The sequence below is a fragment of the Microbacterium sp. PRC9 genome, from assembly GCF_031844125.1.
In the GTDB taxonomy this organism is placed as follows: Bacteria; Actinomycetota; Actinomycetes; order Actinomycetales; family Microbacteriaceae; genus Microbacterium.
Window position 1 is genome coordinate 163,002 of the sequence record NZ_JAUZUR010000008.1, and the last position, 25,503, is coordinate 188,504.

Below are 25,503 nucleotides of genomic sequence, written 5' to 3' on the forward strand. Positions count from 1 at the left end.
TCAAAGTTGATACGAAGCGGCTCAACTTGCCTTCAGATCGAGTGCGCAAGGGTCTGGAGGCCCACCACCAGGAGTCCGAGCGCGACGAGGATGGCGAGTGCGATCACCTGCTTCCACCACGCGAGGTCGGAGCGGCGCACCGCGAACCAGCCGATGACGGCGAGCGTCGCGATGTAGACGATGGCCGAGGCCTGCAGCGCCGCGTCGAGCGGCATGACGTCCAGCAACGCGAGAAGCAGGAGGATGCCGGGGGTCAGGAGGGTGCCGAGCGCGCCACCGGCGATCCGCGTGGAGATGAGGAGGTCGACGCGGCCCGGGAACGTGCGGTGCACCGACAGGTGCGAGATCACGTCCGAGACGAACCCCGCCGCCGTGATGCCGACGACGCCGAGGATCAGCGCCCAGAACGCGTGGTCGGCCTCGGGGTGCTCGCTCGAGGAGACGACCAGCACGATGGCGAGGCCCGTGAAGGTCGCATACACGCGCTCCTTGAAGTAGGCGACGATCGCCTGCTCGCCGCCTTCGACCTGCTCGAGCTGCGCCCGCGCGCGGTCCGTGCGCCGGCTCACCCGCCCAGCATCCCCTCCACGGCCTCGTTCGGCTTGGGGTCGGGCAGGCGTCGCATGCGGAAGCCGTTGAGCACGCCGAGCACCGCCGCGAGGATCGGGATGAGCAGGGCCACCTGGAGCGCGATGTGGCGGGCCTCGGTGTTGATGCGGATCACCTCCGCCGATGCCTCCGGCGGCTCGTCGGCGAGGAGCTGCTCGAGCCCGGTGTTCGACATGAGCTCGGCGTCCTCCTCAAGCACCGTGGCCACCTGCTCCTGCTGCTCGGAGCTCAGCACCGTGCTCGAGTACGCGAGCGAGGTGAACGACGCCGCGAGGGTCGCCAGCATGATGGCACCCGCGAACGCGAGGCCGAACGAGAGGCCGAAAGAGCCGGCCGCGGAGTTGACGCCGGCGGCCTCGCTGACGCGCTCGTCGGAGATCGGCGAGAGCGTGTAGTTGTTGAGCTGCGAGACCAGGAGGCCGAGGCCCGAGCCCGCGATGATGAGCGGAATCGTGAGCCACCACCCGGTGTCGGCGACGGGCACCAGCGGCACGATGGCGATGAGGCCGACCGCGGCGAGCGAGAAGCCGAGCAGGATGAGGTTCGCGGGGCGCCCCTTCGCGCGGCGCCCTGCCCAGATCGCGACCGCGAACATGCTGAGCGACAGCGGCGCGATCGACAGACCGGCCTGCAGCGCGTTGTACTCGAGCACCATCTGCAGGTACAGCGGCAGCACGATCATCGTGCCGCCGAGCGCGATCTGCTGCAGCAGCTGCCCACTCACGCCGGTGCGGAACGGCTTCGACGAGAACAGCGCAGGGTCCAGCAGGACCGGCTTTCCCTTCTTCCTGCGCGAGTTGAGCCACCACGCCAGGCCGCCGAGCGCGACCACGCCGAGGCCGATGATGATGCCGACGTAGCCCCCGCCCTCCTGCCACACCAGGATGCCGAGCACGACGCCGCCCATGCCGATCACCGAGAGGGCCGCACCCACGAGGTCGATGGAGCGGTCGCCGGTGTACTTGACGTCTTTCACGAGGCCGGCGCCGAGCAGCACGACGGCGATGATGACCGCCTCCAGGCCGAAGGCGACCCGGTACGACCAGAAGGTGGTGATGAAGCCGCCCAGGAGTGGGCCGACGGCCGCGGCGATCGCGGCCGACGCGCCCACCAGCGCGTAGACGCGCTTCTGGTGGGCGCCCGCGAAGTTGCCGTGGATGAGCGACTGCATCGACGGGAGGAGAAGGGATGCCCCGATCCCGCCGATCACCGCCCAGAAGATGATGACGGCGGTCAGGCTCGTCGCGAACGTCATCGCGACCGCGCCGACGGCGTAGCCGCAGAGGCCCAGGATGTAGGCGAGCTTGCGACCGATGAGGTCGCCGGTCTTGCCGCCGATGAGGATGAAGGCCGCGGAGACGAGGGCCTCGAGGGCGATCGCGCCCTGCACGCCGCTGGCGGTCGTGCCGAGCTCCTTCACCACCGCCGAGATCGAGACGTTCATGATCGACGTGTCGACGACGAGCACGAACATCGCCATGGCGAGAAGGATGGCGAGACGGCCGTTGAACTTCGTCTCGGGCGAGGGATCCCCTGTCATGAACGAAGCAAAGCACCCCGCGCCCTCGGAGCGCTACTTTGATTCCGCACCAGTTCACCGAAGGGTCTTAGTGTGACCGACATGAGCACTCCCGCCGCCGGCTCCGACGAGCCCGGCACCCCGTCGCAGCCCGCTTCACCGGCGGATCCCAGCGCTTCGACCGAGCACGTGCTGTCGACCGCGGCCCTGAACACCGGTGGTCTCGACGACACGCCGGTGCCCCGTCGGCGAGTGTTCGCGTGGGCGCTCTGGGATTGGGCGACGCAGCCTTTCAACTCGGTGATCCTGACCTTCGTCTTCGTCTCCCTGTACCTGGTCTCCGACGCGTTCCTGCCCCCCGAGGCCGCCACGCAGAACGCGAACGGCGACATGGTGTGCTCGAGCGCCGCGGATTCGGCGACCGCGTACTGCGGCGCCCTCGCCGATCTGTCGGAGTGGTACGGCTGGGTCACCTTCGCCGCCGGCATCCTGATCCTCCTGCTCGCCCCGGTGCTGGGCCAGCGCGCCGACGCAGCGGGCACGAAGAAGCGCTGGGTGGTCGGCGCGACCGCGGTGCTGGCGCTTCTGCAGTTCGCGCTCTTCTTCGTGTACTCCGAGCCGCAGTTCTTCTGGCTCGGCGCGATCCTCGTCGCGCTCGGGTCGGTCTCGTCGGAGATCGCGGGCGTCAACTACAACGCGATGCTCGTGCAGGTCTCGACACCGAAGACGATCGGCCGCGTCAGCGGGCTCGGCTGGGGCATGGGCTACATCGGCGGCATCATCGCGCTCGCGATCGTCGTGGTCCTCAACCAGTTCGACTGGTTCGGCCTCGACGTGTCGGACGGCCTCGCCTACCGCCTCATCGCCGTCGGCGCGGCGGTGTGGACCGTGCTCTTCGCCCTGCCGTTCGTCTTCCTCGTGCCCGAGTCGCCGGCCGACCCCGACCGCAGGAAGGTCGGCTTCTTCGAGGGGTACGTCGTGCTCGTGCACGACATCGTCGCGCTCTTCCGCGAGCACCGGCCGACCTTCTGGTTCCTCATCGCGAGCGCGGTGTACCGCGACGGCCTCGCCGGCGTCTTCGCGTTCGGCGGCGTGCTGGCCGCGGTGTCGTTCGGGTTCAGCGCGACGGAGGTCATCGCGTTCGGCATCGCCCTGAACCTCGTCGCGGGCGTCTCGACGATCATCGCCGGCCGTCTCGACGACCGCTTCGGCGCACGCGCGGTGATCATCACCGCGCTCACGATCCTCATCGTCAGCGCCCTGTTCGTCTTCTTCCTCCGCGAGGGCGGCAAGCCGGTGTTCTGGGTGGGCGGCATCATCCTGTCGGCCGCCGTCGGCCCGGCGCAGGCGTCGAGCCGGTCGCTGCTCGCGCGCGTCACACCGACCGGCATGCAGGGCGAGGTCTTCGGCCTCTACGCGACCACCGGTCGGGTGATGAGCTTCCTCTCGCCGCTGCTGTGGGCGACGTTCATCGCGGCGTTCGGCGCGACGCACTACGGCATCCTCGGCATCGTGATCGTGCTGCTCGTCGGGCTGCTGCTCCTGATCCCCGTGAAGCTGCGGCCCAAAGACATCGGCCGCTGACCCCCGCGGACCGGTCCCCCGGTCCCGACAGCCGTTGCATCGGATACCCTCGCTTTCGGGCAGCATGCGCACGGGGGGTCGTCGCGCACGCGTCCCTCACCTCGCCGAACCCGAGAGGCCCCGTGACGACCCCGCCGATCCCGCGCCTGCGCGCTGAGCGCGCCGAGCGCCTGCGCGCCGCGCGTCACCGCCGCGCGATCGGGTACTGGTGGGTGCTGATCGCGTGGCTGCTGTCGCTGTGGATCGGCACGTCGGTCGTGCCGCACGACTGGCTGCACGCGCCGGCCCTGTTCGGCCACCTGGCATCGGTGATCGTCGGGCTCGGGGCCGCGGTGCTGCTCGAGATGAGCGGACTGCTCTGGATGCTGCGCCGCACGTCGCTCGACGACATGCGCCGCACCGAGCCCCCCGTGACCGCTCTCGCCTGGCTGGGCATCGCGGGCCTGCTCGTGACCGGCGCCTTCCTCCAGCCCGATCTCTCCCAGCCGCTCACCGCGATCAAGATGATCGCCGTGCTGGTGGCCGCAATGAACGGCGTCGCGATGACGCGGCTCACCGACGAACTCGACCGGCTGCCTGGCGCGGTGCGCTTCTCGTCGCTGCCGGCCCGATTGAAGTTGTGGTGCGTCTGGAGCGCCGTCGTATCGCAAACCGCCTGGTGGACGGCCGTTCTGATCGGCATGCTGAACACCGCTTCACGGTGATCTCACGGTCTTCTCGCGCTCGTCTCGCACGTTCACTCGGGCTAGGCTGTCGCCAGACCGGACTACCCGGCCGGTGACCCCCCGCCCGGCTTCACGGCCGCACCCGCTTTTGAGGATGCTCCCATGCGCGATGGAACGCGCGGCGACGAGGACGTCCCCGGCCCCCGCAGGGGCCAGACCTCCGACCCGAAGACAACACCGACACCCTCGGCCTCTTCGCCGACCCCTTCTCCCACCTTCTCGACCCCCTCTGCGGCACCGAAGTCCGCGAAGCCGTCCGCGATCGACGAGCGCCGCGAGCGCCGTCGCAAGCGCCGCCGCCAGGGGATCATCGCGGCGACCATCGTCGGCATCGTCGTGCTGGTCGGCTCGATCGGCACGGTGTCGTACGCGATCGTCTCGAATCTCGCCGGCGCCGAACAGCCGGCCGCCGATCCCGCCCCCGAGGCGCCGGCCGTCGCCGAGCCCATGGTCTTCCCCGAGGACGAGCCCGCCACCGCCGCCGGCGCGGAGCCCTGCGCGACCGTCAACGTGCTGTCGTCGTTCGAGAACGCCGAGATGGTCGAAGGACTCGCGGCCGCGTACAACAGTCAGCCGCGCAACGTGGCCGGCTCGTGCGTGACGGTGACGACCAGCCGCGAGAAGTCGGGCGTGGCCGCCGCCGCCGTCGCGACCGGCTTCCCGAACCTCGCCGACGACCAGAAGCCCACCGTCTGGCTGCCCGATTCGTCGACCTGGGTCGACGTCGCGCAGGCCGACGGCGCCACCAGCCTTCGCGCCGAGGGCACGAGCGTCGCGGTCTCCGACATCGTGCTCGCCATGCCCGAGAACCTCGCGTCCGCGATCGGGTGGGATGCCGAGGCCCCGACCTGGGCCCAGATCTTCGAGTCGGCGGGCGACCCCGACCTCTGGAGCGGTCTCGGCCACCCCGAGTGGGGCGCGTTCAAGCTCGGCAAGACGAGCCCGCTCGTCGCGACGAGCGGCGAGGCCGCCATGTTCGCCTCCTACGGCACCGCCTCCGGATCGATGACGGACTTCACCGCCGCGCAGGTGCAGGACCCCGCCGTGCAGGCCGAAGTGCATGAGAACGAGCTGGCGACGAGCCACTACATGGCGACGCCCGAGCACTTCCTCTGGCACGCACGCCAGGCCGAGGCATCCGGTTCCGCTGCGGACTTCCTCTCGGCGGTCATCGTCGACGAGAAATCGGTGTGGGACTACAACCGCGGCATCACGAGTCGCGACGGCATCACGCGCACGCAGGCCGACCCGCCGGCGGAGCAGCTCGTGCCGATCTATCCTGCGGACGGCTACTACTCGGCCGACAACCCGGTCATGCGCCTCACGGGCCCGTGGATCGACCCGGTCGAGTCGGAGGCTGCGGCGGACTTCATCCGCTTCACGCACACCGCGCAAGGTCAGGCTGCCGTGCGCGCCGCGGGCTACCGCGACCTCAACCGCGACCTCGACGAGGGAGTCCAGCAGGTCGGGCAGCTCGACGGCGACCAGGGCAGCACCCTCACCTTCCCCGGAGCCGACGTCGTCACCGCCGTGCAGGCGTCGTTCCCCGACGTCCGCAAGCGCGCGAACGTGCTCTTCCTCCTCGACGTGTCGGGATCGATGGACGAGCCCATCTCTGCGAGCGACACGAAGCTCACCCAGGCCCGCAAGGCGATCGAGGCGGCCGTCGGCCACTTCACGAACGGCGACGACGTCGGGCTCGCGGCCTTCGCGCAGGCGCCGGACGGGGCCATGGTGCCGGGGCTCGTGTCTCCGGTCGCCGACATCGGCTCGTCGCGCGACGGCTTCCTCGGTGCGCTCGGCGGCCTCACCTCGATGGGCGACACCCCGCTCTATCAGGCGGTCGACACGTTCGCGGCGCAGCAGGCGGCGGCGTGGTCGAGCGACCACATCAACGCCATCGTGCTGCTGTCGGACGGCGAGAACGACGCCCCGAACGCACCGACGATCAGCGCCGACCAGATGCTCGCGAACCTGAAGGACATGCACCACGCCACGCCGGTGCTCATCTTCACGCTCGCCTACGGCGCCGACGCCGACGTGGCCACGCTGCAGTCCATCTCGAGCGCGACGGGTGCGCACTACTACGACGCGACCGACCCGTCGAAGCTCGAGGCGGTGCTCGGCGACCTCGTCACCAGCTTCTGATCGGCGCCGGGTGCGCGCGCCGCGCAACCCGTATGCGCCGGGCAGCCGCCGTCTCTGCATCCTCAGTTGAGGTTGTGCGCCGAGATGCGGGGCAGGAGTCGGCGTGTCGCTCCTCAACTGGGCAACGCTCCTCATTTGAGGTCGGCGGGAAACGCCGCCCCGACCCTATGACGACCCGGGCCAGGAGTCGGCGAGCTTCGTCAGCAGGCGTGCGAGCTCGGCACGCTCGTCATCGGTGAAGGCGGCGAGCGCCGAGTCGATCGCCTCGCGCCGCTCGCCGCGGAAGCCGCGCACCAGACGTGTGCCGGCATCCGTCAACGCGACCCTCGTACGACGCGCGTCGTCGGGGTCGGCCTCGCGCCGCACCAGATCGAGCTCGACGGACTGCTGCACGAGCCGCGACGCCCGGGGCTGATCGACGCCCACGGCATCGGCGATCTCACCCACCGAGAGCGGATGGGATGCTGCGGCCAGAGCCTCGAGCAGCCTCATGCGCGCCGGGCCGCCGAAGCGGCCGCCTCCGGGCCACGGCGGTGCGCCGAAGCCGGGGCCCGGTCCACCGCGGCCCCACGGACCGCCGCGGCCGCCACGGCCCGCGAAGCCGTGGATCGAGCCATCGGGATGGACGTGCCCCGAGCCGTCGGCGTCATGGCCGTGCGGAGCCGCGTGGCCGTGCCCGTGCGGGCCGGGGCCCTCCATCCACGGCGGACGGGGGCCTCGTCGTCCGCGGAGGCGGGCGAGGGCGGCGGCGATCGCGTCGGAGGGGTCGTCGGGAGTGGACGGCATGAGTCCAATTTACATGCGACTTGACATGGATCCGGAATGCATGTCACACTGCATGTACATGCACTTCGACATGTATCACCGGCGGCCCCTCGAGCCGCCCCCGAAAGGACTTCCCCATGAACGACATCAATGACAACGAAGAGAACGACATCCCCACCGGCAACCGTCCGCTCGGCTACTGGCTGCGTGCGGTCGACGCCTTGCTGACACGCGAGTTCGCGACGGCGCTCGAGGCAGAGGGCCTCACGCGACGCGACTGGATGGTGCTCAACGTGCTGTCCGGCGACATCGACGCCCCCGAGTTCCGTGAGCGTCTCGCCCGCAAGGGCAAGCGCCTCCGCGGCCTCGAGGAACGCGGCTGGGCCGAGGAGCAGGGCGACGGCACGTGGGTGCTGACCGACCTCGGCCGCTCCGAGAAGGAGCGCATCGGTGGGATCGTCGACGGACTCCGCGCCCGTGTGGTCGCCGCCGTCGGCGACGACGAGGCCTATGCGGCCCTGACCGGCTCGCTCGAGGCCATCGCCCGCGAGCTCGGCTGGGACGAGAACGCCACCGGCCGCGAGCGCGGGTTCGGCGGCTTCGGGCGCCCCGGGTTCGGCCCCGGCTTCCGTCCGGGCTTCGGTCCGGGCTTCGGGGGCTTCGGGCCTGGTTTCGGCGGGCGCCCGCGTCCGTTCGACCCCGACGTCCACGACGGCTACGGCCGCAACCGCCACCGCGGCTTCGCTCCCGGACGCCCCGGCCACCCGGCCGAGCGCTTCGACGAGCCCATGCGCGGCCACGGCGATGAGGGCTGCCACGGCCACCACTCGCACGCCGGCCACAGCCACCACGACCACGCGGGCCACGGCGGTCACGGCCACCACGGCGACCACGGTCGCGGCGGACGGCGCACCCAGCAGGCGTACGAGCGCGGCTTCGACGCCGGGTTCGCCCGCGGCCGGGAGTCCGGCGCGGCCTGAGCCGCAGCATCCGTCCCCCCGAAGGGTGGTCCCCGCACACGCGGGTCCACCCTTCGGCGTGTGTCCCGCAGTCCGGGTTTCGCAGGCGACCCAGCCTGCGATCCTGCGAAGTCCGGACATCACCCGGAGGCCGACCGGGCCCAGACAACCGGCGGACCCGCGGCAGTCCGGGTTTCGCAGGCGACCCAGCCTCAGATCCTGCGAAGTCCGGACATCACCCGGAGGCCGACCGGGCCCAGACAACCAGCGGACCCGCGGCGGTCCGGGTATCGCAGGCGACCCAGCCTCAGATCCTGCGAAGTCCGGACATCGCCCGGAGAGCGACCGGGCCCAGACAACCGGAGGACCCGCGGCGGTCCGGGTTTCGCAGGTGACCCAGCCTGAGATCCTGCGAAGTCCGGACATCGCACCGGGGGTGGGGGCGGGGGCGGGGGCCGAGGGCAGCCCGGGGGGACGAGACGCCGTCACACGCGCGTCACACGCGCGGGGCACAATGGGCCACATGACACGGCCCGCGCTCCTCGCCATCTCGCACGGCACGTCGTCGCCGGCGGGGCAGGCCGCGGTCGCCGCACTGGTCGACGCGGTCGCACGGCGGCTGCCCGACATCACGGTGCGGCTCGGGCACGTGGACGTGCAGCAGCCCGATGTCGCGGCGTCCCTCGACGCGATCCCGGAGGGCACGCCCGTCGTGATCGTGCCGCTGCTGCTCTCGGCGGGGTACCACGTGCGGGTCGACCTCATCGAGCAGTCCGCGGGGCGCGACGGCGTCGTCATCGCTCCGGCGCTCGGCCCTGACCCGCGCCTCGTCGACGCACTCCTCGCGCGCCTCGACCCCCTCGGCCCCGACGACGCCCTCGTGCTCGCTGTGGCCGGCTCGACTGACGACCGTGCGAACGAGGACTGCCGCGAGATCGGACGGATGCTGAGCGCCCGGCTCGATCGCGATGTCACGGTCGGCTTCCTCGCTGCCGCCGACCCGCGCGTCGACGTCGCCGTCGCAGACGCCGGGACGCGCGCCGAACGCGTCGTCGTGGCCGACTATCTCCTCGCCCCGGGCTACTTCCACGACCTCGCCGTGCGGCTCGCGGCCGGCGCCCCGGTCGCGCCGCCGCTTCTCGGCGACGACGAGCCGCCGGCATCCCTCGTCGACATCGTGGTCGATCGCTACAACGAAGCCGCAACGTCGTCGGACCGAGTCCACAAAGGCCCGTAGCCGCAACTGTGTGACGCACCGTTACGTCGGTTAACGTCACTTGACGCTCGGATAGGTCTCACGGGCGCCCGCTTCTAGCCTCAGGCAATGGACTCGATAGGGTCCCGCCCGGGGGACGCCCCGGGATTCACCCCGGAGGCCACCGTGACCATCAACGACACCGAAGCGCGCGCAGCCGCAGAGCGCCCGCGCGCGGCCGTGCGCCCGCCGCGCCCGTCGTCGAAGCCGAACGGCCAGTGGAAGGTCGACGGCACCACCCCGCTCAACGGCAACGAGGAGTGGAAGCAGGTCGACAACGGACTGAGCGTGCGCGACCGCATCGAGAACATCTACTCGAAGGGCGGGTTCGCGTCGATCGACCCGACCGACCTGCACGGCCGCTTCCGCGTGTGGGGGCTCTACACGCAGCGCAAGCCCGGCATCGACGGCGGCCGCACCGCGACCCTGACCCCCGAAGAGCTCGAGGACGAGTACTTCATGATGCGCGTGCGCATCGACGGCGGCCAGCTCACCACCGAGCAGCTGCGCGTCATCGCCGGCATCTCGACCGACTTCGCCCGCGGCACCGCCGACCTCACCGACCGCCAGAACATCCAGCTGCACTGGATCCGCGTCGAGGACGTGCCCGAGATCTGGCGCCGCCTCGAGGCCGTGGGCCTGGGCACCACCGAGGCGTGCGGCGACGTGCCCCGCGTCATCCTCGGCTCGCCCGTCGCCGGCATCTCGGCCGACGAGCTCATCGACCCGACGCCGCAGATCGACGAGATCACGTCGCGCTTCATCGGCGACGAGTCGCTCGCGAACCTGCCGCGCAAGTTCAAGTCGGCGATCACCGGCCACCCGAGCCAGGACGTCGTCCACGAGATCAACGACGTCGCGTTCGTCGCCGTCGAGCATCCCGAGCTCGGCATCGGCTACGACCTGTGGGTCGGCGGCGGCCTCTCGACCACCCCACGCCTCGCTGAGCGCCTGGGCGTCTTCGTGGCGCCGGAGCGGGTGGCGGAGGCCTGGCACGGCGTCGCGCAGATCTTCCGCGACTACGGCTACCGGCGCCTGCGCAACAAGGCGCGCCTGAAGTTCCTGCTCGCGGAGTGGGGCGCCGAGAAGTTCCGCCAGGTCCTGCAGGACGAGTACCTCGGGTACGAGCTGCCCGACGGCCCCGCCGCACCCCAGCCGCTGACGCAGGGCGACCACGTCGGCGTGCACAAGCAGAAGGACGGCCTCTCCTACATCGGCGCGACGCCGATCGTCGGCCGCGTCTCGGGCCCGACCCTGGCGAAGCTCGCGGACCTCCTCGAGACCCATGGCTCGACGCGCCTGCGCACGACGCCGCACCAGAAGCTCGTCTTCCTCGACATCCCCGAGGAGAACGTCGAGCCGTTCATCGCCGGCCTCGACGAGCTCGGACTTTCGGCACGGCCGAGCCTCATCCGCCGCGGCACGATCGCGTGCACCGGCATCGAGTTCTGCAAGCTGGCGATCGTCGAGACCAAGGCGTACGCGACGGCGGCCGTGCTCGACCTCGAGAAGCGTCTCGAGCAGTTCGAGCTGCCGCATCCGATCTCCCTGCACGTCAACGGCTGCCCCAACTCGTGCGCGCGCATCCAGACCGCCGACATCGGGCTCAAGGGCCAGCTCGTCACGATCGACGGCGAGCAGGTCCCGGGCTACCAGGTGCACCTGGGCGGCGGGCTCGTGAACGCCGACCGCGACGACGCCGGCCTCGGCCGCACCGTGCGCGGCCTGAAGGTCGCCGCCGACGGCATCGCCGACTACACCGAGCGGGTGGTCAAGCGCTTCCTCGCCGAGCGCGATGCCGCCGCCGACGAGACGTTCGCCCAGTGGGCGCACCGCGCCGACGAGGAGGCCCTCCAGTGACCGTGTCCCTCGCCCCCCGCGTCGCCACGAAGCGCACCCGCGAACAGCTGCAGGCTCTCGCCGAGCAGGGCAACATCGAGCTCGGCAGCCTGACCGACCATGAGGCATCCGCTGCCGAAGTGGTCGCGTGGGTCGCGCGCAATTTCGGGACGGATGCTGCCGCCGTCGCGTGCTCGATGGCCGACGCCGCCCTCCCCCACCTCGTGGCGGAGCAGCTGCCCGGTGTCGACGTGCTGTTCCTCGACACCGGCTACCACTTCACCGAGACGTACGCGACGCGCGACGAGGTGCAGCGCGCGCTCGACGTGCGGATCGTCGACATCACCCCCGATCAGACGGTCGCCGAGCAGGACGCCGAGTTCGGCGCGAAGCTCTTCGAGCGCGACCCCGGCCTGTGCTGCGCGCGCCGCAAGGTCGCGCCGCTGCAGGACGCCCTCGGCGGGTACGAGCTGTGGTTCACGGGTGTGCGCCGCGACGAGGCGCCGACCCGCACGAACACGCCGCTGGTGACGTGGGACGAGCGCAACGGGCTCGTCAAGGTGAACCCCGTCGCGGCGTGGAGCTTCGACGACGTGCTCGAGTACGCGGCCGCGCACAAGGCTCCGGTGAACCTCCTCGTCGGGTTCGGCTACCCCTCGATCGGCTGTGAGCCGTGCACGAAGCCGGTCGCACCCGGCGAAGACCCCCGATCCGGCCGCTGGGCCGGCTCCTCGAAGACCGAATGCGGGCTCCACGAATGACCGGAACGATCGCCGCCCCCACCGCGCTCTCGACCCTCGACCTGCTCGAGGCCGAGGCCATCCACGTCATCCGCGAGGTCGTCGCCGAGTTCGAGCGGCCTGTGCTGCTGTTCTCCGGCGGCAAGGACTCGGTCGTCGTGCTGCACCTCGCCACCAAGGCGTTCGCGCCCGGCAAGGTGCCCTTCCCCGTGCTGCACGTCGACACCGGCCACAACTTCCCCGAGGTCATCGCCTTCCGCGACGAGACCGTCGAGCGTCTCGGCATCCGTCTCGAGGTCGCGAGCGTGCAGGACTACATCGACGACGGCCGCCTCCAGGAGCGCGCCGACGGCACCCGCAACCCGCTGCAGACGCTGCCGCTGCTCGACGCGATCGCCGCCGGCCGCCACGACGCCGTCTTCGGCGGCGCCCGTCGCGACGAGGACAAGGCCCGCGCCAAGGAGCGCATCATCTCGCTGCGCGACGAGTTCGGCCAGTGGGACCCCCGCAACCAGCGCCCCGAGCTCTGGAGCCTGTACAACGGCCGCCACACCCCCGGTCAGCACGTGCGCGCCTTCCCGATCTCGAACTGGACCGAGCTCGACGTCTGGCGCTACATCGAGCGCGGGGGCATCGCGCTGCCGCCGCTGTACTTCGCGCACGAGCGCGACGTGTACGCCCGCGACGGCATGTGGCGCCCCGTCGGCCCGTTCTCGCCGCCGCGTGAGAACGAGACGGTCGAGCGCCGCACGGTCCGCTACCGCACTGTCGGCGACATGAGCTGCACCGGAGCGGTGGAATCGGATGCTGCGGACCTGGCTGCGATCGTCGCCGAAGTGGGCATCTCCACCATCACCGAGCGCGGCGCGACCCGCGCCGACGACCGCCTCAGCGAGGCGGCCATGGAGGACCGCAAGAAGGACGGGTACTTCTAAATGTCTCTCGATACTCAGGGCGTTTCGTCTCGCTTCGCTCGCTCAACGACCGGAGCCGATGGCACGCTGTTCCGGTTCGCCACGGCGGGCTCGGTCGACGACGGCAAGTCGACGCTCGTCGGCCGTCTGCTGCACGACTCGAAGGCGATCCTCGCCGACCAGCTCGAGCAGGTCGCCCGCACGTCGGCCGACCGTGGCTTCGCGCACGGCGCGTTCGACTTCGCCCTCCTCACCGACGGCCTGCGCGCCGAGCGCGAGCAGGGCATCACGATCGACGTCGCCTACCGCTACTTCTCGACGGGTGCGCGGTCGTTCATCCTCGCCGACTGCCCCGGGCACGTGCAGTACACCCGCAACATGGTCACCGGTGCGACGACCGCCGACGCCGTGATCGTGCTCGTCGACGGACGCAAGGGCGTGCTCGAGCAGACGAAGCGCCACCTCGCCGTGGTCGCCCTGCTGCGCGTTCCCCACGTCATCGTCGCGGTCAACAAGATCGATCTCGTCGGCTTCTCGCAGGAGACGTTCGCGGAGGTCGCCGCCCAGGCCGAGGCCGTGGCGACCGAGCTCGGCATCGAGGACCTGCACGTCATCCCGGTATCGGCCCTCGAGGGCGACAACATCGTCGACCGCTCGGAGCGCACCCCCTGGTACGAGGGCCCGGCGCTGCTCGAGCTGCTCGAGACGCTTCCCGCCGCCGATGACGCCGAGCGTGAGCTCGAGCCGTTCCGCCTCCCGGTGCAGCTCGTGCTGCGCCCGCAGGGCGGCCTCGCTCCCGGCATCGACCCCGCCGAGGCGGAGCGCCTGCGCGACTACCGCGCCGTCGCAGGCCGTATCTCGAGCGGCATCGTGCGCGTGGGCGACCGCGTCGAGATCTTCCCCGGCGGCTCGGCGACCACGGTCACCGGCATCCGTGCCGCGGGCGCCGAGGTCGAGGAGGCCACGGCCCCGCAGTCCGTCTCCCTCGAGTTCGACCGCGACATCGACACCGCGCGCGGCGCGCTCGTCGTCGCTGCCGGCACGCTTCCGACGGGTCGCCGCGAGTTCGATGCCGAACTGTTCCAGCTCGACGCGCGGGCGCTGACCCCCGGCATCCGTGTCCTCGTCAAGCACGGCACCGCGACCGTGCAGGCCATCGTCGCGCAGATCGAGTCGCGCTATGACCTCGACGCGCTCACACACGAGCCGGCGCAGACGCTCGAGACCAACGACATCGGCCGCGTGCGGCTGCGGCTGGCGGCCGACCTGCCGCTCGAGCCGTATGCCACCAGCCGCCACGGGGGCTCGTTCCTCGTGATCCATCCGTCCGACGGCGCAACGCTCGCCGCCGGCATCGTGCGCGACTGATCCGTCGCGCACAACCCACCACTGAGCAACACCGAATCTAAGGAGGCGACACCGTGAACAAAATCCGCACTGCGACAGCACTCACAACCCTGGGACTTGTGGCGGCCATGATGGCCGGCTGCGCCTCCGCGGCAGCATCGCCGAGCGAGACCTCGGCCGGTGACGCCGGGCCTTCGGTCGATGAGCTGCGCCTGGGCTACTTCGCCAACGTGACGCACGCGCCGGCCCTCGTGGGGCTGGAGGAGGGCCTGTTCCAGGACGCCGTCGGCGACGACGTCACGATCACGACGCAGGTCTTCAACGCCGGCCCCGCCGCCATCGAGGCGCTCACCGCCGGCGCGATCGACGCGACCTACATCGGCCCGAACCCGTCGATCAACACCTTCATCCAGTCCGGCGGCGAGTCCGCGCGCATCATCGCCGGTGCCGCCACGGGCGGTGCGGCACTGGTCGTGCGGGACGGCATCGACGACCCCGCCGACCTCGAGGGCACCACGATCGCGACGCCGCAGCTGGGCAACACGCAGGACGTCGCGGCCCGGGTGTGGCTGGCGGACCAGGGCTTCGAGACCGACACGTCGGGTGGCGGCGACGTGCAGATCACGCCGACCGAGAACGCGCAGACGCTGACGCTGTTCCAGGACGGCCAGCTCGACGGCGCCTGGCTGCCCGAGCCGTGGGTGTCGCGCCTGGTCATCGACGCGGGCGCGCACGTGCTGCAGGACGAGGCCGACCTCTGGGAGGACGGCGAGTTCCCCACGACCGTGCTGCTGGTGCGCAAGGAGTTCCTCGACGAGCACCCGGATGTCGTCGCGCAGCTGCTGAAGGGCCACGAGGCCGCCGTGCAGTGGATCGCCGACAACGCCGGCGAGGCGCCGACCGTCATCAACGACGCGATCGAGAAGGAGACCGGCAAGCCGCTCGCGGACGCCGTCATCCAGCGCGCGCTCGAGCACGTGACGTTCTCGGTCGACCCGCACGCCGACACGTTCGAGACGCTCGTCGACAACGGCATCCAGGCAGGCACGCAGAAGGAGGGCTCGATCGAGGGCCTGTTCGATCTGCGCCTGCTCAACAAGCAGCTCGAAGCCGAGGGCGAAGAGCCCATCTCGGCGGCAGGGCTCGGCGAGGACTGAACATGAGCACCGCTCCCGCTTCCGCCTCCGGGTCCGCGCACGCGGGCCCGGAGGCGGGCGCGCCCGCTCCGGCGGGCACGACCAAGCCGCTCGCGCCGAGCTTCGACAGCGTGACGCCGGTGCCCGTCGCGGCGCCCGCACCCCCACCCGCGGTGCGCGTCGACGGCGTCTCCAAGCGCTTCGGCGCCGGGCCGGTCGTGCTCGAGGACGTGTCGCTCGACATCGCGCCGGGCGAATTCGTGTGCCTTCTGGGTGCGTCGGGATGTGGCAAGTCGACCCTGCTCAACCTCATCGCGGGCCTCGACCGGCCCACCGCGGGCCGCATCGAGACTCCCGACGAGGGCTCGGCGGTGATGTTCCAGGAGTCGGCACTCATGCCGTGGCTCACGGCTCGCCGCAACGTCGAGCTCGCCCTGCGCCTGCGCGGCGTCCCGCGTGGGGAGCGTCGCGAGAAGGCGCTGTCCCTGCTGGATGCCGTGAATCTGGCGGATGCCGCGGAGAAGCGTCCTCACGAGCTCTCGGGCGGCATGCGGCAGCGCGTCGCCCTCGCCCGCGCGCTCGCTCAGGACCGCCCCGTCCTCCTGATGGACGAGCCGTTCGCAGCGCTCGACGCCATCACCCGCGACCTCCTCCACGAAGAGCTCGAGCGCGTGTGGCGCGCCACCGGACGCACCATCGTGTTCGTGACGCACAACGTCCGCGAGGCCGCCCGCCTCGGTCAGCGCGTGGTGCTGATGGGCAGTCGCCCGGGTCGCATCGTGCAGCAGTGGCAGATCGCGAAGACCACGGGCCGTCGTATCGAGTCCCCCGAGGTCGCCGCCCTCTCGGTGGAGATCACCGAGCAGCTGCGCAAGGAGATCCGCCGAAATGCCGCATGACACCACCGCGACCATCGCTCGCGACACGATCGACGCGAAATCGGTGCTGCCCGACGACCTCCGCAGCCTCTCGACGGGGCTCGACCGGCTGCAGACCGACGCCGAGCGCGGTCCCAGCCGCTGGCGCCGCTTCGCCCAGAGCGTCGTGCCTCCCGTGGTCTTCGTGATCCTGCTGATCGTGGCGTGGCAGCTGTACGTCGTGATCGCTGAGCCTCGGCCCGACAAGGTGCCCAGCCCCGCCGATGTGTGGAACGCGCTCGGCCTCGCGTGGGAGACCGGCCGCCTGCAGGAGGCCGTCGCGACGAGCCTCGAGCGCGGCGTCGTCGGCTTCCTCATCGCGATCGTCGTCGGAACGCCCGTCGGCCTGCTGCTGGCCGAGGTGCGCCCGATCCGGCGCGCCGTGGGGCCGATCATCTCGGGCCTGCAGGTCCTCCCGTCCGTCGCGTGGGTGCCTGCCGCCATCATCTGGTTCGGCCTGTCGGACGCCACCGTCTACTTCGTCATCCTCATGGGCGCCATCCCGTCGATCGTCAATGGCCTCATCGCCGGCATCGACCAAGTGCCCCCTCAGCTCCGCCGCGTCGGCACGGTGCTGGGCGCCTCACGGTGGCAGCTGGCCACGTCGGTGATCCTCCCCGCCGCACTGCCGGGATACCTCGCGGGCCTGAAGCAGGGCTGGGCCTTCTCGTGGCGCTCGCTCATGGCGGCGGAGATCATCGCGACCGGCGGCTCGATCGGCTTCGGCCTCGGCTCGATGCTGCAGCAGTCGCGCGAGCTGGCGGACCTCGCCGGCGTGCTGGCGACGATCATCCTCATCCTCGCGATCGGCATCCTCATCGAGCTCGTCTTCTTCGGACCGCTGGAGCGACGGATGCTGAAGCGCCGCGGCCTGCTCATCTCGGGAGGTTCGCGATGACCGCGGTCGGCAAGGTCTGGCTCGTCGGGGCCGGCCCCGGCGACGCGGGGCTGCTCACCGTGAAGGGCCTCCGTGCCCTCGAGGCGGCGGACGTCATCGTCGCCGATCGGCTCGGCGCGCGCGCCGTGCTCGACGGCCTCGCCGCCGACGGGGTGGAACTGCGCGCCGAGGTCGTCGACGTGGGCAAGCGCCCCGGTCACCACGCAGTGCCGCAGGACGCCATCAACGCGCTGCTCGTGCACCTCGGGCAGGAGGGCAAGACCGTCGTCCGCCTCAAGGGCGGCGATCCGTACGTCTTCGGCCGCGGCGGCGAGGAGCTCCACGCCTGCCAGGAGGCCGGCGTGCCCGTCGAGGTGGTGCCCGGCATCACCAGCGCGATCTCGGTGCCCGCGATCGCCGGCATCCCGCTCACCCATCGCGGCGTCGCGACGGCCTTCACCGTCGCCACCGCGCACGACCAGATCGCCGCCCTCGGCGGCGGCCGCGACCACACCGTGGTGCTGCTCATGGGGATCGGCACCCTGGCGAACTCCGCGATCACGCTGTCCCGCGGCGAGCGCGGTGCGGACTGCCCCGTCGCCGTCGTGGAGGACGGGTACGGAGCCCGCCAGCGGGTCACCGTCGGCACGCTCTCGACCATCGCGCACCAGGCCGCGGAACGAGGCATCCGTTCCCCCGCCGTCGTGGTCGTCGGCGACGTCGTCCGGCTCAGCCCGTTCGCGCCCGCGGAACTCGCAACCCTCGATCTCTCCCAGTACGACCCGCTCGCACCCGAGCGCCTCCGAAAGGCCCCCACGCAGTGACTTCCTCGAGCCTCCAGAACCTCCGCGTCGCGATCGTCGGCGCCGGTCCCGCCGGCATCTACGCGGGCAACATCCTCACCAACTCGGTCGTCGAGTCGGGCGGCACCGTCGCGATCGACCTGTTCGAGTCGCTCCCCGCGCCCTACGGACTGATCCGCTACGGCGTCGCGCCCGACCACCCGCGCATCAAGGGCATCGTCAACTCGCTGCACGAGATGCTGGATGCCGGCACCACGCGCTTCATCGGCAACGTCGAGGTCGGCCGTGACATCTCGATCGACGAGCTGCAGGAGCGCTATGACGCCGTGATCCTCGCCACCGGCGCGATCCGCGACGCCGCGCTCGACATCCCCGGCATCGACCTCGAAGGCTCGTACGGCGCCGCCGACTTCGTGGCGTGGTTCGACGGCCACCCCGATGTCCCCACAGAGTGGACCCTCGACCAGCGCGAGGTCGCCGTCATCGGCAACGGCAACGTCGCGCTCGACGTCGCCCGCGTGCTGGCGAAGCACGCCGTCGATCTGCGCTCCACCGAGATCGCCGACAACGTGCTCGCCGGGCTCGAGGCCTCGGCCGTCACCGACGTGCACGTCTTCGGCCGCCGCGGCCCCGCCGACATCAAGTTCACGCCGATCGAGCTGCGCGAGCTCGGCGAGGTGCCGAACGTCGACATCGTCGTGCACGACGAGGACTTCGCCTACCTCGAGGGCCTCGTGCCGTCGAACAACCAGCTCAAGGTCATGCTCCGCATCCTCCAGAGCTGGCGCACGCGCGAGTCGACCGGCGCGAGCCGTCGCCTGCACCTGCACTTCTACCACTCGCCCGTCGAGGTGCTCGGCGACGGCAAGGTCGAGGGCCTCCGCTTCGAGCGCACCGAGCCGACGGGAGAGGGCAGTGCGGTCCGCGGCACCGGCGAGTTCCGCGAGATCGCGGTGCAGCAGGTCTACCGCGCCGTCGGCTACTACGGCACGCCGGTCATCGACGCGCCCTTCGACGAGAAGGCCGGCGTCGTCTCGAACGTCGAAGGACGCGTGAAGGATGCTGCGGTGACGGGCGACACGGAGGCCCCCGTGATCGCCGGGCTCTACGCGACGGGCTGGATCAAGCGCGGACCCGTCGGCCTCATCGGCCACACGAAGTCCGACGCGATGGAGACCATCGCGCACCTCGTCTCGGACGTCGAGGGCGGGCGCCTGTCGGCCCCGACCGTGGACGGCGACGTGCTCGACCTGCTGGAGGAGCGCGAGGTCGCCTTCACGACGTGGGACGGCTGGCTGGCCCTCGACGCGCACGAGCGCGAGCTGGGTGCGAACCACCTCCACACGCGCGAGCGCGTCAAGGTCGTGCCCCGCGACGAGCAGGTCGCGATCTCGCGGGGAGCGCTCGTCCCGTGACCTATGTGATCGCCCTGCCGTGCGTCGATGTCAAGGACCGTGCCTGCATCGACGAGTGCCCGGTGGACTGCATCTACGAGGGTGAGCGGTCGCTGTACATCCACCCCGACGAGTGCGTGGACTGCGGCGCCTGCGAGCCGGTGTGCCCGGTCGAGGCGATCTACTACGAGGACGACCTGCCGGAGGAATGGCAGGACTACTACACCGCGAACGTCGAGTTCTTCGACGACATCGGGTCGCCCGGCGGTGCGGCCAAGACCGGCGTCATCGCGAAGGACCACCCGGTCATCGCGGCGCTTGCGCCCCAAGGAGACGGCCATGACTGATCCCACTCCTCCCGCGCCCGCGCCCTCGACCGAGGTCGACGTCGTCATCGTCGGCGGGGGCCCCGCCGGACTGTCGGCGGCGCTCAACCTCGGACGCGCCCGTGCGTCCGTCGTCCTCATCGACGCCGGCCGCCCGCGCAACGCCGCGACCCTGCGCTCGCACGGCTTCCTCACCCGCGACGGCGTTCCGCCGCTCGAGCTGCGCAAGCTCGCACGTGCCGAGCTCGCCGCCTACCCCAACGTGCAGGTGTTCGACCGCACCGTGGTGACCGCGCTGCAGGAGCGCGATTGCGGCGAGGGACTCCGCTTCCTCGCGGCGCTCCAGGGCAGGGGCGCCGGCATCCCGCCGGCCGTCTCCGCGCGCTCGGTGCTCGTCGCGACGGGGCTGCGTGAGACGCTCCCGGCGATCCCGAGCCTGCGCGCCTTCTACGGCATGACGATCTTCAGCTGCGCCGCATGCGACGCGTGGGAACTCCAGGACCGGCCGCTCGCCCTCATCGGCGAGACCCGCGACCTCGCCGCACGTGCCCGGCTCATCGCCCGCTGGACCGACCGGCTCACGGTCTTCACAAATGGCACCGACGCCGTGGACACGGTCGAAGAGGCCGAGCTCGCAGCATCCGGGATCGTCGTCGAGCGACGGGCGATCGACGACCTCGAGGGCGACCGCGGCACGGTGACGGCCGTACGCCTTGCCGACGGCGCGCGCGTCGAGATCGACGGCGGGTTCGTGCGCCCGCAATGGCACCCCGCGCTCGACTTCGTCGGCGGCATCGACCTCGACCGCGACGGGTTCGGCAACCTGGTGACCGATCGCTCCGGACGCACGTCGGTGCCGGGGCTGTATGCGGCGGGGGATGCTGCGTCCCCGGGTCCGCAGCAGCTCATCGTCGCCGCGGGCCAGGGCGCTCGGGCGGCCGCCGTGCTCGTGCACGATCTCGTCGGGGTGCGCACCGCCCACTGAGCCGGGGCGCGCTTGCGAGTCGTGCGCCGCAGGATGTTCACCGATCGGACACCTGTGCGTTCGGTTTCCGGACCCGTGGTGGATGAAGATGTCGGCGATGTCCGACGATCTGGCCGCTGATGCGGCCGACGAGCTGAAGGCGCTGCGGCTGCGCGCTTACGGACCGGATGCCGATATCGACGCCGATCCGCGGGCGCTGAGCCGGCTGCGCGAGCTCGAAGCGCGAGCCGTCGCCACGGCGGAGCCCGGTGGATCCCGGGTCACCGAGGCCGCACGGGGGGCCGCGGAGCAGGACGAACCGCCCAGCGCGGTCTCCGTGGTGCCGGTCCGGTGGTGGGAGCGACACCGCGCGTTCCTGTGGGGCGCATCGCTGCTGGTCGCGGTCCTCGTCGGTGCGGCGGTGGCGTCGGTGCAGCTGCCGACGGGACGCGAGCAGGTCGCCGTCCTCGGTGAGGACGCCGACGGGCTCTGGCCGGAGCAGATGTGGGGCCCGCGGCCGCCCGACGGCGTGACGTTCGAGGAGTACCTCGGCCTCACCGCGATCGCCTCGGCCCGCGACTTCGGCAACGGCACCAACAGCACCTGCCTGTGGGTGTACGACTCGGCTTCGGTCAACTTCGGCCTGTCGGCCGGGTCGTGCGCCACCGGGTCGGGTCCCTCGTCGACGACGATCGTCGTCACCCCGCAGGCGCCTCCGGCGCTGCTCGACGAGTTCCCTGAAGGCACCACGCTGCAGTTCGTCCGCGACGGCGACCGCGTGATCGTCTCGGCCCAGCGGCCGTAAGAGCGAGGGTCACCAGTCGGTGGTCTGGTCGCCGGCGAGCGCCTCGCGGCCCGGCGCGAGCATGTCGTGCACCTGTCCGCCGTGGGTGCGGGCCGGTGCGACCGTGTCGGGCCAGTCGGCGATCTGCTGCTCGGCCCACTCGGTCCACGAGATGACATGCTCGTAGTGGCCGATCATGAACGTGTTGGCGAGCGCGAACAGATGCTTGCGCTCGGGGAACGTGCCGCCGGTCTCGCTGATGAACGCGGCGTACCGCGCGAACATCTCGCGGTTCGCCAGGGCCTGCTCCCGGGTGCGGGCGAGGGTCGCGCGGAGGTCGTCGAGGGAGCCCTGGTCGGAGAGCAGCACCCGCACCATGCCCTCGAACTCGACGGTCGGCGGACGCACCGGGGTGCGCAGCCACGCGGCGAGCGCCTCACGCCCTTCCGGCGTGATCGAGTAGATCGTGCGGGCGCGCTTGCCGGTGTGCTCCTGCCGGGTCTCGACGAACCCGGCGGAATGGAGGCGGTTGAGCACGGCGTACCGGCCGCGGTCGGCGGAGGGCCAGAGCTCGGAGACACCGCGCCCGAGCTGCTCGGCGAGCTGGTACGCCGACCAGTCGCGCCCGGCCAGCAGACCCAGCGTGAGGTACCCCGTGATCGAGGGTTCGCGTTCGGGCACGACAAAGCTCCTTCCCCGTCGGCACTCGGGTCACGTCGCGGAACAAGAAGATTACCCCGCGCACGCAGGAACGACCATATACTGCAGAATGCAGTAAGCATCGGCACGGCAACCTGTGTGGGGACACGGACCGTCGCCGTGGGTGGACTCACGCGTGGGGACGCGGGACCGCCTTCGCGGCGGGCGATCTGGGGATCGCCCGCCGCACATCTCTCTGCCCGCCGGTCAGCGCCGGGTCTGCTCCGACCCCGACAGCCGCTGCGCGAGGTAGATGGGCACGATCGACACGATCACCAGCACCACGGCGATGACCGAGACGACCGGCGCCTGGTTCGGGCGGAACATGTTGTTGAGGATGTAGATCGGCAGCGTCGTCACGCCGGACCCGGCGGTGAACGTCGTCACGATGATCTCGTCGAAGCTCAGCGCGAACGCGAGCAGAGCCCCGGCGAGCAGCGCCGAACGCAGCTGCGGGAAGGTCACGAGGCGGAACGTCGTCCAGATGCCGGCCCCGAGGTCGGCCGACGCCTCCTCGAGGTTCGTGCCGGTGCGCCGGAGACGCGCGATGACGTTGTTGAAGACGGTCACGATGCAGAAGGTCGCGTGGGCGATCACCACCGTCCAGATCGACAGCGGCACCCCCATGATGGTGCGGAAGAAGTTGTTCAGCGCGATGCCCGTGATGATGCCGGGCAGCGCGATCGGCAGGATGATCAGCAGCGAGATCGCGTCGCGGCCGAAGAACTCGAACCGCTGCAGCGCGAGCGAGATGAGGGTGCCCAGCACGAGCGAGATCGCCGTCGCGACCAGCGCGATCGCGACGCTCGTGCCCACCGCCTCGATCGCCCCGGTGCTCTGGAAGGCCTTGCCCCACCACTCCAGCGTGAAGCCGGGCGGCGGCCAGCTGAGCGAGGTCGACGTCGAGAACGAGTTGACGAGCACCACGAACAGCGGCAGGTAGACGACCAGCAGGATCAGCACGGTGACCACGCCGAGTACAGTGCGCGAGAGTCGCGAGAGTCGCATCGCCGGGTTCCTAGAGGTTGTTCAGGGCGCCGGTGCGGCGCACCAGGGCGAGGTAGCCGAAGATGATCACGATCGGGATGAGCGCGATCGCCGCCGCCAGCGGCAGGTTGTTCGCCGCTCCGACGTTCGTGTAGACGAGGTTGCCGAGCATCTGGTTGGTGCCGCCCACGATGTTGACGGTGATGTAGTCGCCGAGCGACAGCGAGAAGGCGAAGATCGTGCCCGCGATGATCGCGGGGAACGCCAGCGGCAGGACGACGGAGACCAGCGTGCGCCAGGACTTGCCCCCGAGATCAGCGGATGCCTCGAGCAGCGAGTCCGGCACGCGCTCCAGCCCTGCGTAGATGGGCAGGATCACGTACGGCAGCCACAGGTACGACAGCGTGATGACCGTCGCGGTGAGTCCGTACCCCGGAGTGTGCAGGCCGAACGGGGCGAGGATCCACTCGAGGATCCCCTCCTGCGACAGCACCGCCCGCCAGGCGTAGGCCTTGACGAGATAGCTCGCCCACAGCGGCATGAGCACCGCGATGACGAGCAGCCGCTGCGCGCGCGGGGACGCGACCTTGGCCATGTAGAAGGCGATGGGGAGGGCGACCACGACGTCGATCACGGTCACCAGCAGGGCGATGCCCACCGTGCGCAGCGTCACCGTCTGGTAGAGCGAGCCGGTGACGACGGTGATGATGTTGTCAAGTGTCCAGTCGGTGATGATCTCGCCGGTGAAGGAGTCCACCTGCCAGAACGCCGTCACCAGCAGCAGCGCGAGCGCCACGATGTACACGACGACCAGCCAGAACAGCGGCGCGGTCAGCAGCAACGCGAGCCGGAACCTCGGGTGCGCGCTCAGCCACGCCGAAGAGCGTCGCGCGGGCGTCGCCCGGGGCGCCGGCACGGTGCGGGCGGGCGGCGGAGCGGTCGCGGTGTCGGTCATCGAGTGCCTCCGGGTTCGGGATCCGTTCAAGCCGGGGGCGGAGGCATCCGTCCGCCCCCGGCGCGATGCGTGGGTCAGCCCTTGATCTCGGACCAGGCCTCGGTCCACGCCGAGTAGTCCATGCACTCGACGTCGGTGCGACCGTCGAGGCACTCGGCGATCGGGGTCGTCCAGTACCAGATCTGCGACGCGTAGTCGGCGTCGCCGGCGTGGTAGGCCTCGCAGTCCTCGCGGTAGTCGCAGGCTGCGTCGCTCGACGGCGCCTCGCCGAAGTACGAGGTCGCCACGCCGTTGACCTCCGGGCTCGCGATCCAGTCGAGCCACGCGTACGAGCAGTTCGGGTGCTCGGTCGTCGACGAGATCATCCAGGTGTCCGACCATCCGGTCGCGCCCTCATCGGGGAGCACGACGTCCGTGGTGGCGCCCTCGCCGGCGAGGACGTTCTGGATGACCTGCCACGTCGTGCCCGCGACGGAGTCGCCGGTCTCGAACGCCTGGATCTCCTTCAGGTAGTCCGACCAGTACTCTCCGACGTGCTGGCGCTGCTCCTTGAGCAGATCGACGGCGGCCTGGAACTGCGTCTCGTCGAGCGCGTAGGGGTTCTCGATCCCGAGGTCGGGCTGGTGCGCCATCAGGTAGACAGCGGCGTCCGCGATGTAGATCGGGTTGTCGTACGCCGTGATCTTGCCGGAGTAGTCGCCCGCCTTGTCGAAGACGACGTCCCACGAGGTGGGTGCCGGGGTCACGACCTCCGTGTTGTAGAGCAGGAGGTTGGCGCCGTACCCGTGGGGCACGCCGTAGTGCTCGCCGTCGACGGTGTTCCACGGCTGGTCCTTGAGGAAGTCGTAGACGCCCTCGTAGCTCGGGATGAGGTCCACGTTCACCGGCTGCACGTCACCGGCCGCGACGAGGCGGAGCGACGCGTCGCCCGAGGCCGAGACGACGTCGTAGTCGCCGGTCTTCATCAGGGTGACGGCCTCGTCCGAGGTGTTGAACGTCTTGGACGTGACCTGGCAGCCGGTCTTCTCCTCGAACCCCGACACCCAGTCGTAGTCGGGGTCGTTGCTGCCGTCTTCGACGTAGCCGGCCCACGCGATGATCGAGACTTCGCCTTCGTAGTCGCCGAGCTCGTCGACGGCCTCCGTCGGTGTGCTGCTGCCGCCGGACGTGCCGCAGCCGGCCAGGACGGCGATCGAACCGACCGCCAGGGCGGTTGCGGCGATGCGCCGCCCCCGTGGTGTGCGCAACATGGTGTTT

At 70.8% G+C, this 25,503-nt stretch carries 24 protein-coding genes; 17 read left to right on the top strand and 7 right to left on the bottom strand.

Annotated elements, in window-relative coordinates; translation table 11 throughout:
* Window positions 1-32 precede the first annotated feature (32 nt).
* Both Q9R33_RS18040 and Q9R33_RS18045 read right to left on the bottom strand, forming a co-directional pair.
* Window positions 33-569 carry a hypothetical protein gene (locus tag Q9R33_RS18040; RefSeq protein WP_310243913.1) on the bottom strand — a complete coding sequence of 179 codons (537 nt, stop codon included), beginning with the start codon at window positions 567-569 and terminating at the stop codon, window positions 33-35.
* On the bottom strand, window positions 566-2,149 hold the full coding sequence (locus Q9R33_RS18045) for an MFS transporter (RefSeq protein WP_311294610.1): 1,584 nt from the start codon (window positions 2,147-2,149) through the stop codon (window positions 566-568). Before Q9R33_RS18045 ends, Q9R33_RS18040 begins: the two co-directional genes overlap by 4 nt.
* Window positions 2,150-2,230: 81 nt before the next feature.
* On the opposite strand from Q9R33_RS18045, the gene Q9R33_RS18050 reads away from it, so the two are divergent.
* The 3 genes from Q9R33_RS18050 (at window position 2,231) to Q9R33_RS18060 (ending at window position 6,585) form a co-directional block, all read left to right on the top strand.
* Window positions 2,231-3,712, top strand: a complete 1,482-nt coding sequence (locus Q9R33_RS18050) for an MFS transporter (protein ID WP_311294611.1) — start codon at window positions 2,231-2,233, stop codon at window positions 3,710-3,712.
* A gap of 122 nt (window positions 3,713-3,834) precedes the next feature.
* Window positions 3,835-4,416, top strand: coding sequence for a hypothetical protein (locus Q9R33_RS18055; RefSeq protein ID WP_311294612.1), 582 nt, complete (start codon window positions 3,835-3,837; stop codon window positions 4,414-4,416).
* Window positions 4,417-4,539: 123 nt separating this feature from the next.
* Window positions 4,540-6,585, top strand: coding sequence for a VWA domain-containing protein (locus Q9R33_RS18060; protein WP_311294613.1), 2,046 nt, complete (start codon window positions 4,540-4,542; stop codon window positions 6,583-6,585).
* A gap of 165 nt (window positions 6,586-6,750) precedes the next feature.
* Here the strand turns inward: Q9R33_RS18060 and Q9R33_RS18065 are convergent, their stop codons facing one another.
* Entirely contained in the window at window positions 6,751-7,371 is a 621-nt protein-coding gene (locus Q9R33_RS18065; RefSeq protein ID WP_310243929.1) for a MarR family winged helix-turn-helix transcriptional regulator, read from the bottom strand.
* Window positions 7,372-7,487: 116 nt separating this feature from the next.
* Between Q9R33_RS18065 and Q9R33_RS18070 the strand changes: the two genes are divergently transcribed.
* The 14 genes from Q9R33_RS18070 to Q9R33_RS18135 all read left to right on the top strand — a co-directional run bounded on the left by Q9R33_RS18070 (window position 7,488) and on the right by Q9R33_RS18135 (window position 21,626).
* A complete protein-coding gene (locus Q9R33_RS18070) occupies window positions 7,488-8,330 on the top strand; it encodes a MarR family winged helix-turn-helix transcriptional regulator (RefSeq protein WP_311294614.1) in 843 nt (280 codons plus the stop codon).
* Window positions 8,331-8,832: 502 nt separating this feature from the next.
* The gene (locus Q9R33_RS18075) at window positions 8,833-9,546 is read left to right on the top strand and encodes a CbiX/SirB N-terminal domain-containing protein (protein ID WP_311294615.1); all 714 of its coding nucleotides are present in this window, start codon (window positions 8,833-8,835) and stop codon (window positions 9,544-9,546) included.
* 150 nt (window positions 9,547-9,696) lie between these two features.
* Window positions 9,697-11,424: a nitrite/sulfite reductase gene (locus Q9R33_RS18080; RefSeq protein ID WP_396654130.1), complete on the top strand. Its 1,728-nt coding sequence runs from the start codon at window positions 9,697-9,699 to the stop codon at window positions 11,422-11,424.
* The gene (locus tag Q9R33_RS18085; RefSeq protein WP_311294617.1) at window positions 11,421-12,164 is read left to right on the top strand and encodes a phosphoadenylyl-sulfate reductase; all 744 of its coding nucleotides are present in this window, start codon (window positions 11,421-11,423) and stop codon (window positions 12,162-12,164) included. The genes Q9R33_RS18080 and Q9R33_RS18085 overlap by 4 nt, the downstream gene beginning before the upstream one ends.
* Window positions 12,161-13,078, top strand: coding sequence for a sulfate adenylyltransferase subunit CysD (gene cysD, locus Q9R33_RS18090; protein WP_311294618.1), 918 nt, complete (start codon window positions 12,161-12,163; stop codon window positions 13,076-13,078). The genes Q9R33_RS18085 and cysD overlap by 4 nt, the downstream gene beginning before the upstream one ends.
* The gene (locus Q9R33_RS18095) at window positions 13,079-14,425 is read left to right on the top strand and encodes a GTP-binding protein (protein WP_310243941.1); all 1,347 of its coding nucleotides are present in this window, start codon (window positions 13,079-13,081) and stop codon (window positions 14,423-14,425) included.
* Between the two features lie 53 nt (window positions 14,426-14,478).
* A complete protein-coding gene (locus Q9R33_RS18100) occupies window positions 14,479-15,561 on the top strand; it encodes an ABC transporter substrate-binding protein (RefSeq protein ID WP_311294619.1) in 1,083 nt (360 codons plus the stop codon).
* 2 nt (window positions 15,562-15,563) lie between these two features.
* Window positions 15,564-16,439, top strand: coding sequence for an ABC transporter ATP-binding protein (locus tag Q9R33_RS18105; protein ID WP_084695586.1), 876 nt, complete (start codon window positions 15,564-15,566; stop codon window positions 16,437-16,439).
* Window positions 16,429-17,355 (top strand): ABC transporter permease, encoded by a 927-nt coding sequence (locus tag Q9R33_RS18110; protein ID WP_310243944.1) that lies wholly within the window; start codon window positions 16,429-16,431, stop codon window positions 17,353-17,355. Before Q9R33_RS18105 ends, Q9R33_RS18110 begins: the two co-directional genes overlap by 11 nt.
* Entirely contained in the window at window positions 17,352-18,158 is an 807-nt protein-coding gene (gene cobA / locus Q9R33_RS18115; protein WP_311294620.1) for a uroporphyrinogen-III C-methyltransferase, read from the top strand. Before Q9R33_RS18110 ends, cobA begins: the two co-directional genes overlap by 4 nt.
* The gene (locus Q9R33_RS18120) at window positions 18,155-19,552 is read left to right on the top strand and encodes an FAD-dependent oxidoreductase (protein ID WP_311294621.1); all 1,398 of its coding nucleotides are present in this window, start codon (window positions 18,155-18,157) and stop codon (window positions 19,550-19,552) included. Before cobA ends, Q9R33_RS18120 begins: the two co-directional genes overlap by 4 nt.
* On the top strand, window positions 19,549-19,878 hold the full coding sequence (gene fdxA / locus Q9R33_RS18125) for a ferredoxin (protein WP_056365880.1): 330 nt from the start codon (window positions 19,549-19,551) through the stop codon (window positions 19,876-19,878). The genes Q9R33_RS18120 and fdxA overlap by 4 nt, the downstream gene beginning before the upstream one ends.
* Complete coding sequence (locus tag Q9R33_RS18130; RefSeq protein ID WP_311294622.1) at window positions 19,871-20,842, top strand: NAD(P)/FAD-dependent oxidoreductase; 972 nt, start codon at window positions 19,871-19,873, stop codon at window positions 20,840-20,842. Before fdxA ends, Q9R33_RS18130 begins: the two co-directional genes overlap by 8 nt.
* A gap of 97 nt (window positions 20,843-20,939) precedes the next feature.
* Window positions 20,940-21,626 (top strand): hypothetical protein, encoded by a 687-nt coding sequence (locus Q9R33_RS18135; RefSeq protein WP_311294623.1) that lies wholly within the window; start codon window positions 20,940-20,942, stop codon window positions 21,624-21,626.
* A 9-nt stretch (window positions 21,627-21,635) separates the two neighbouring features.
* On the opposite strand, the gene Q9R33_RS18140 is transcribed toward Q9R33_RS18135, so the two are convergent.
* From Q9R33_RS18140 to Q9R33_RS18155, 4 genes are all read right to left on the bottom strand, one after another.
* The gene (locus Q9R33_RS18140) at window positions 21,636-22,286 is read right to left on the bottom strand and encodes a PadR family transcriptional regulator (RefSeq protein WP_311294624.1); all 651 of its coding nucleotides are present in this window, start codon (window positions 22,284-22,286) and stop codon (window positions 21,636-21,638) included.
* 225 nt (window positions 22,287-22,511) lie between these two features.
* Complete coding sequence (locus Q9R33_RS18145; protein WP_056365867.1) at window positions 22,512-23,312, bottom strand: ABC transporter permease; 801 nt, start codon at window positions 23,310-23,312, stop codon at window positions 22,512-22,514.
* Between the two features lie 10 nt (window positions 23,313-23,322).
* Window positions 23,323-24,246, bottom strand: coding sequence for an ABC transporter permease (locus tag Q9R33_RS18150; RefSeq protein WP_311294625.1), 924 nt, complete (start codon window positions 24,244-24,246; stop codon window positions 23,323-23,325).
* Window positions 24,247-24,320: 74 nt separating this feature from the next.
* A complete protein-coding gene (locus Q9R33_RS18155) occupies window positions 24,321-25,496 on the bottom strand; it encodes an ABC transporter substrate-binding protein (protein WP_311294626.1) in 1,176 nt (391 codons plus the stop codon).
* Window positions 25,497-25,503 lie beyond the last annotated feature (7 nt).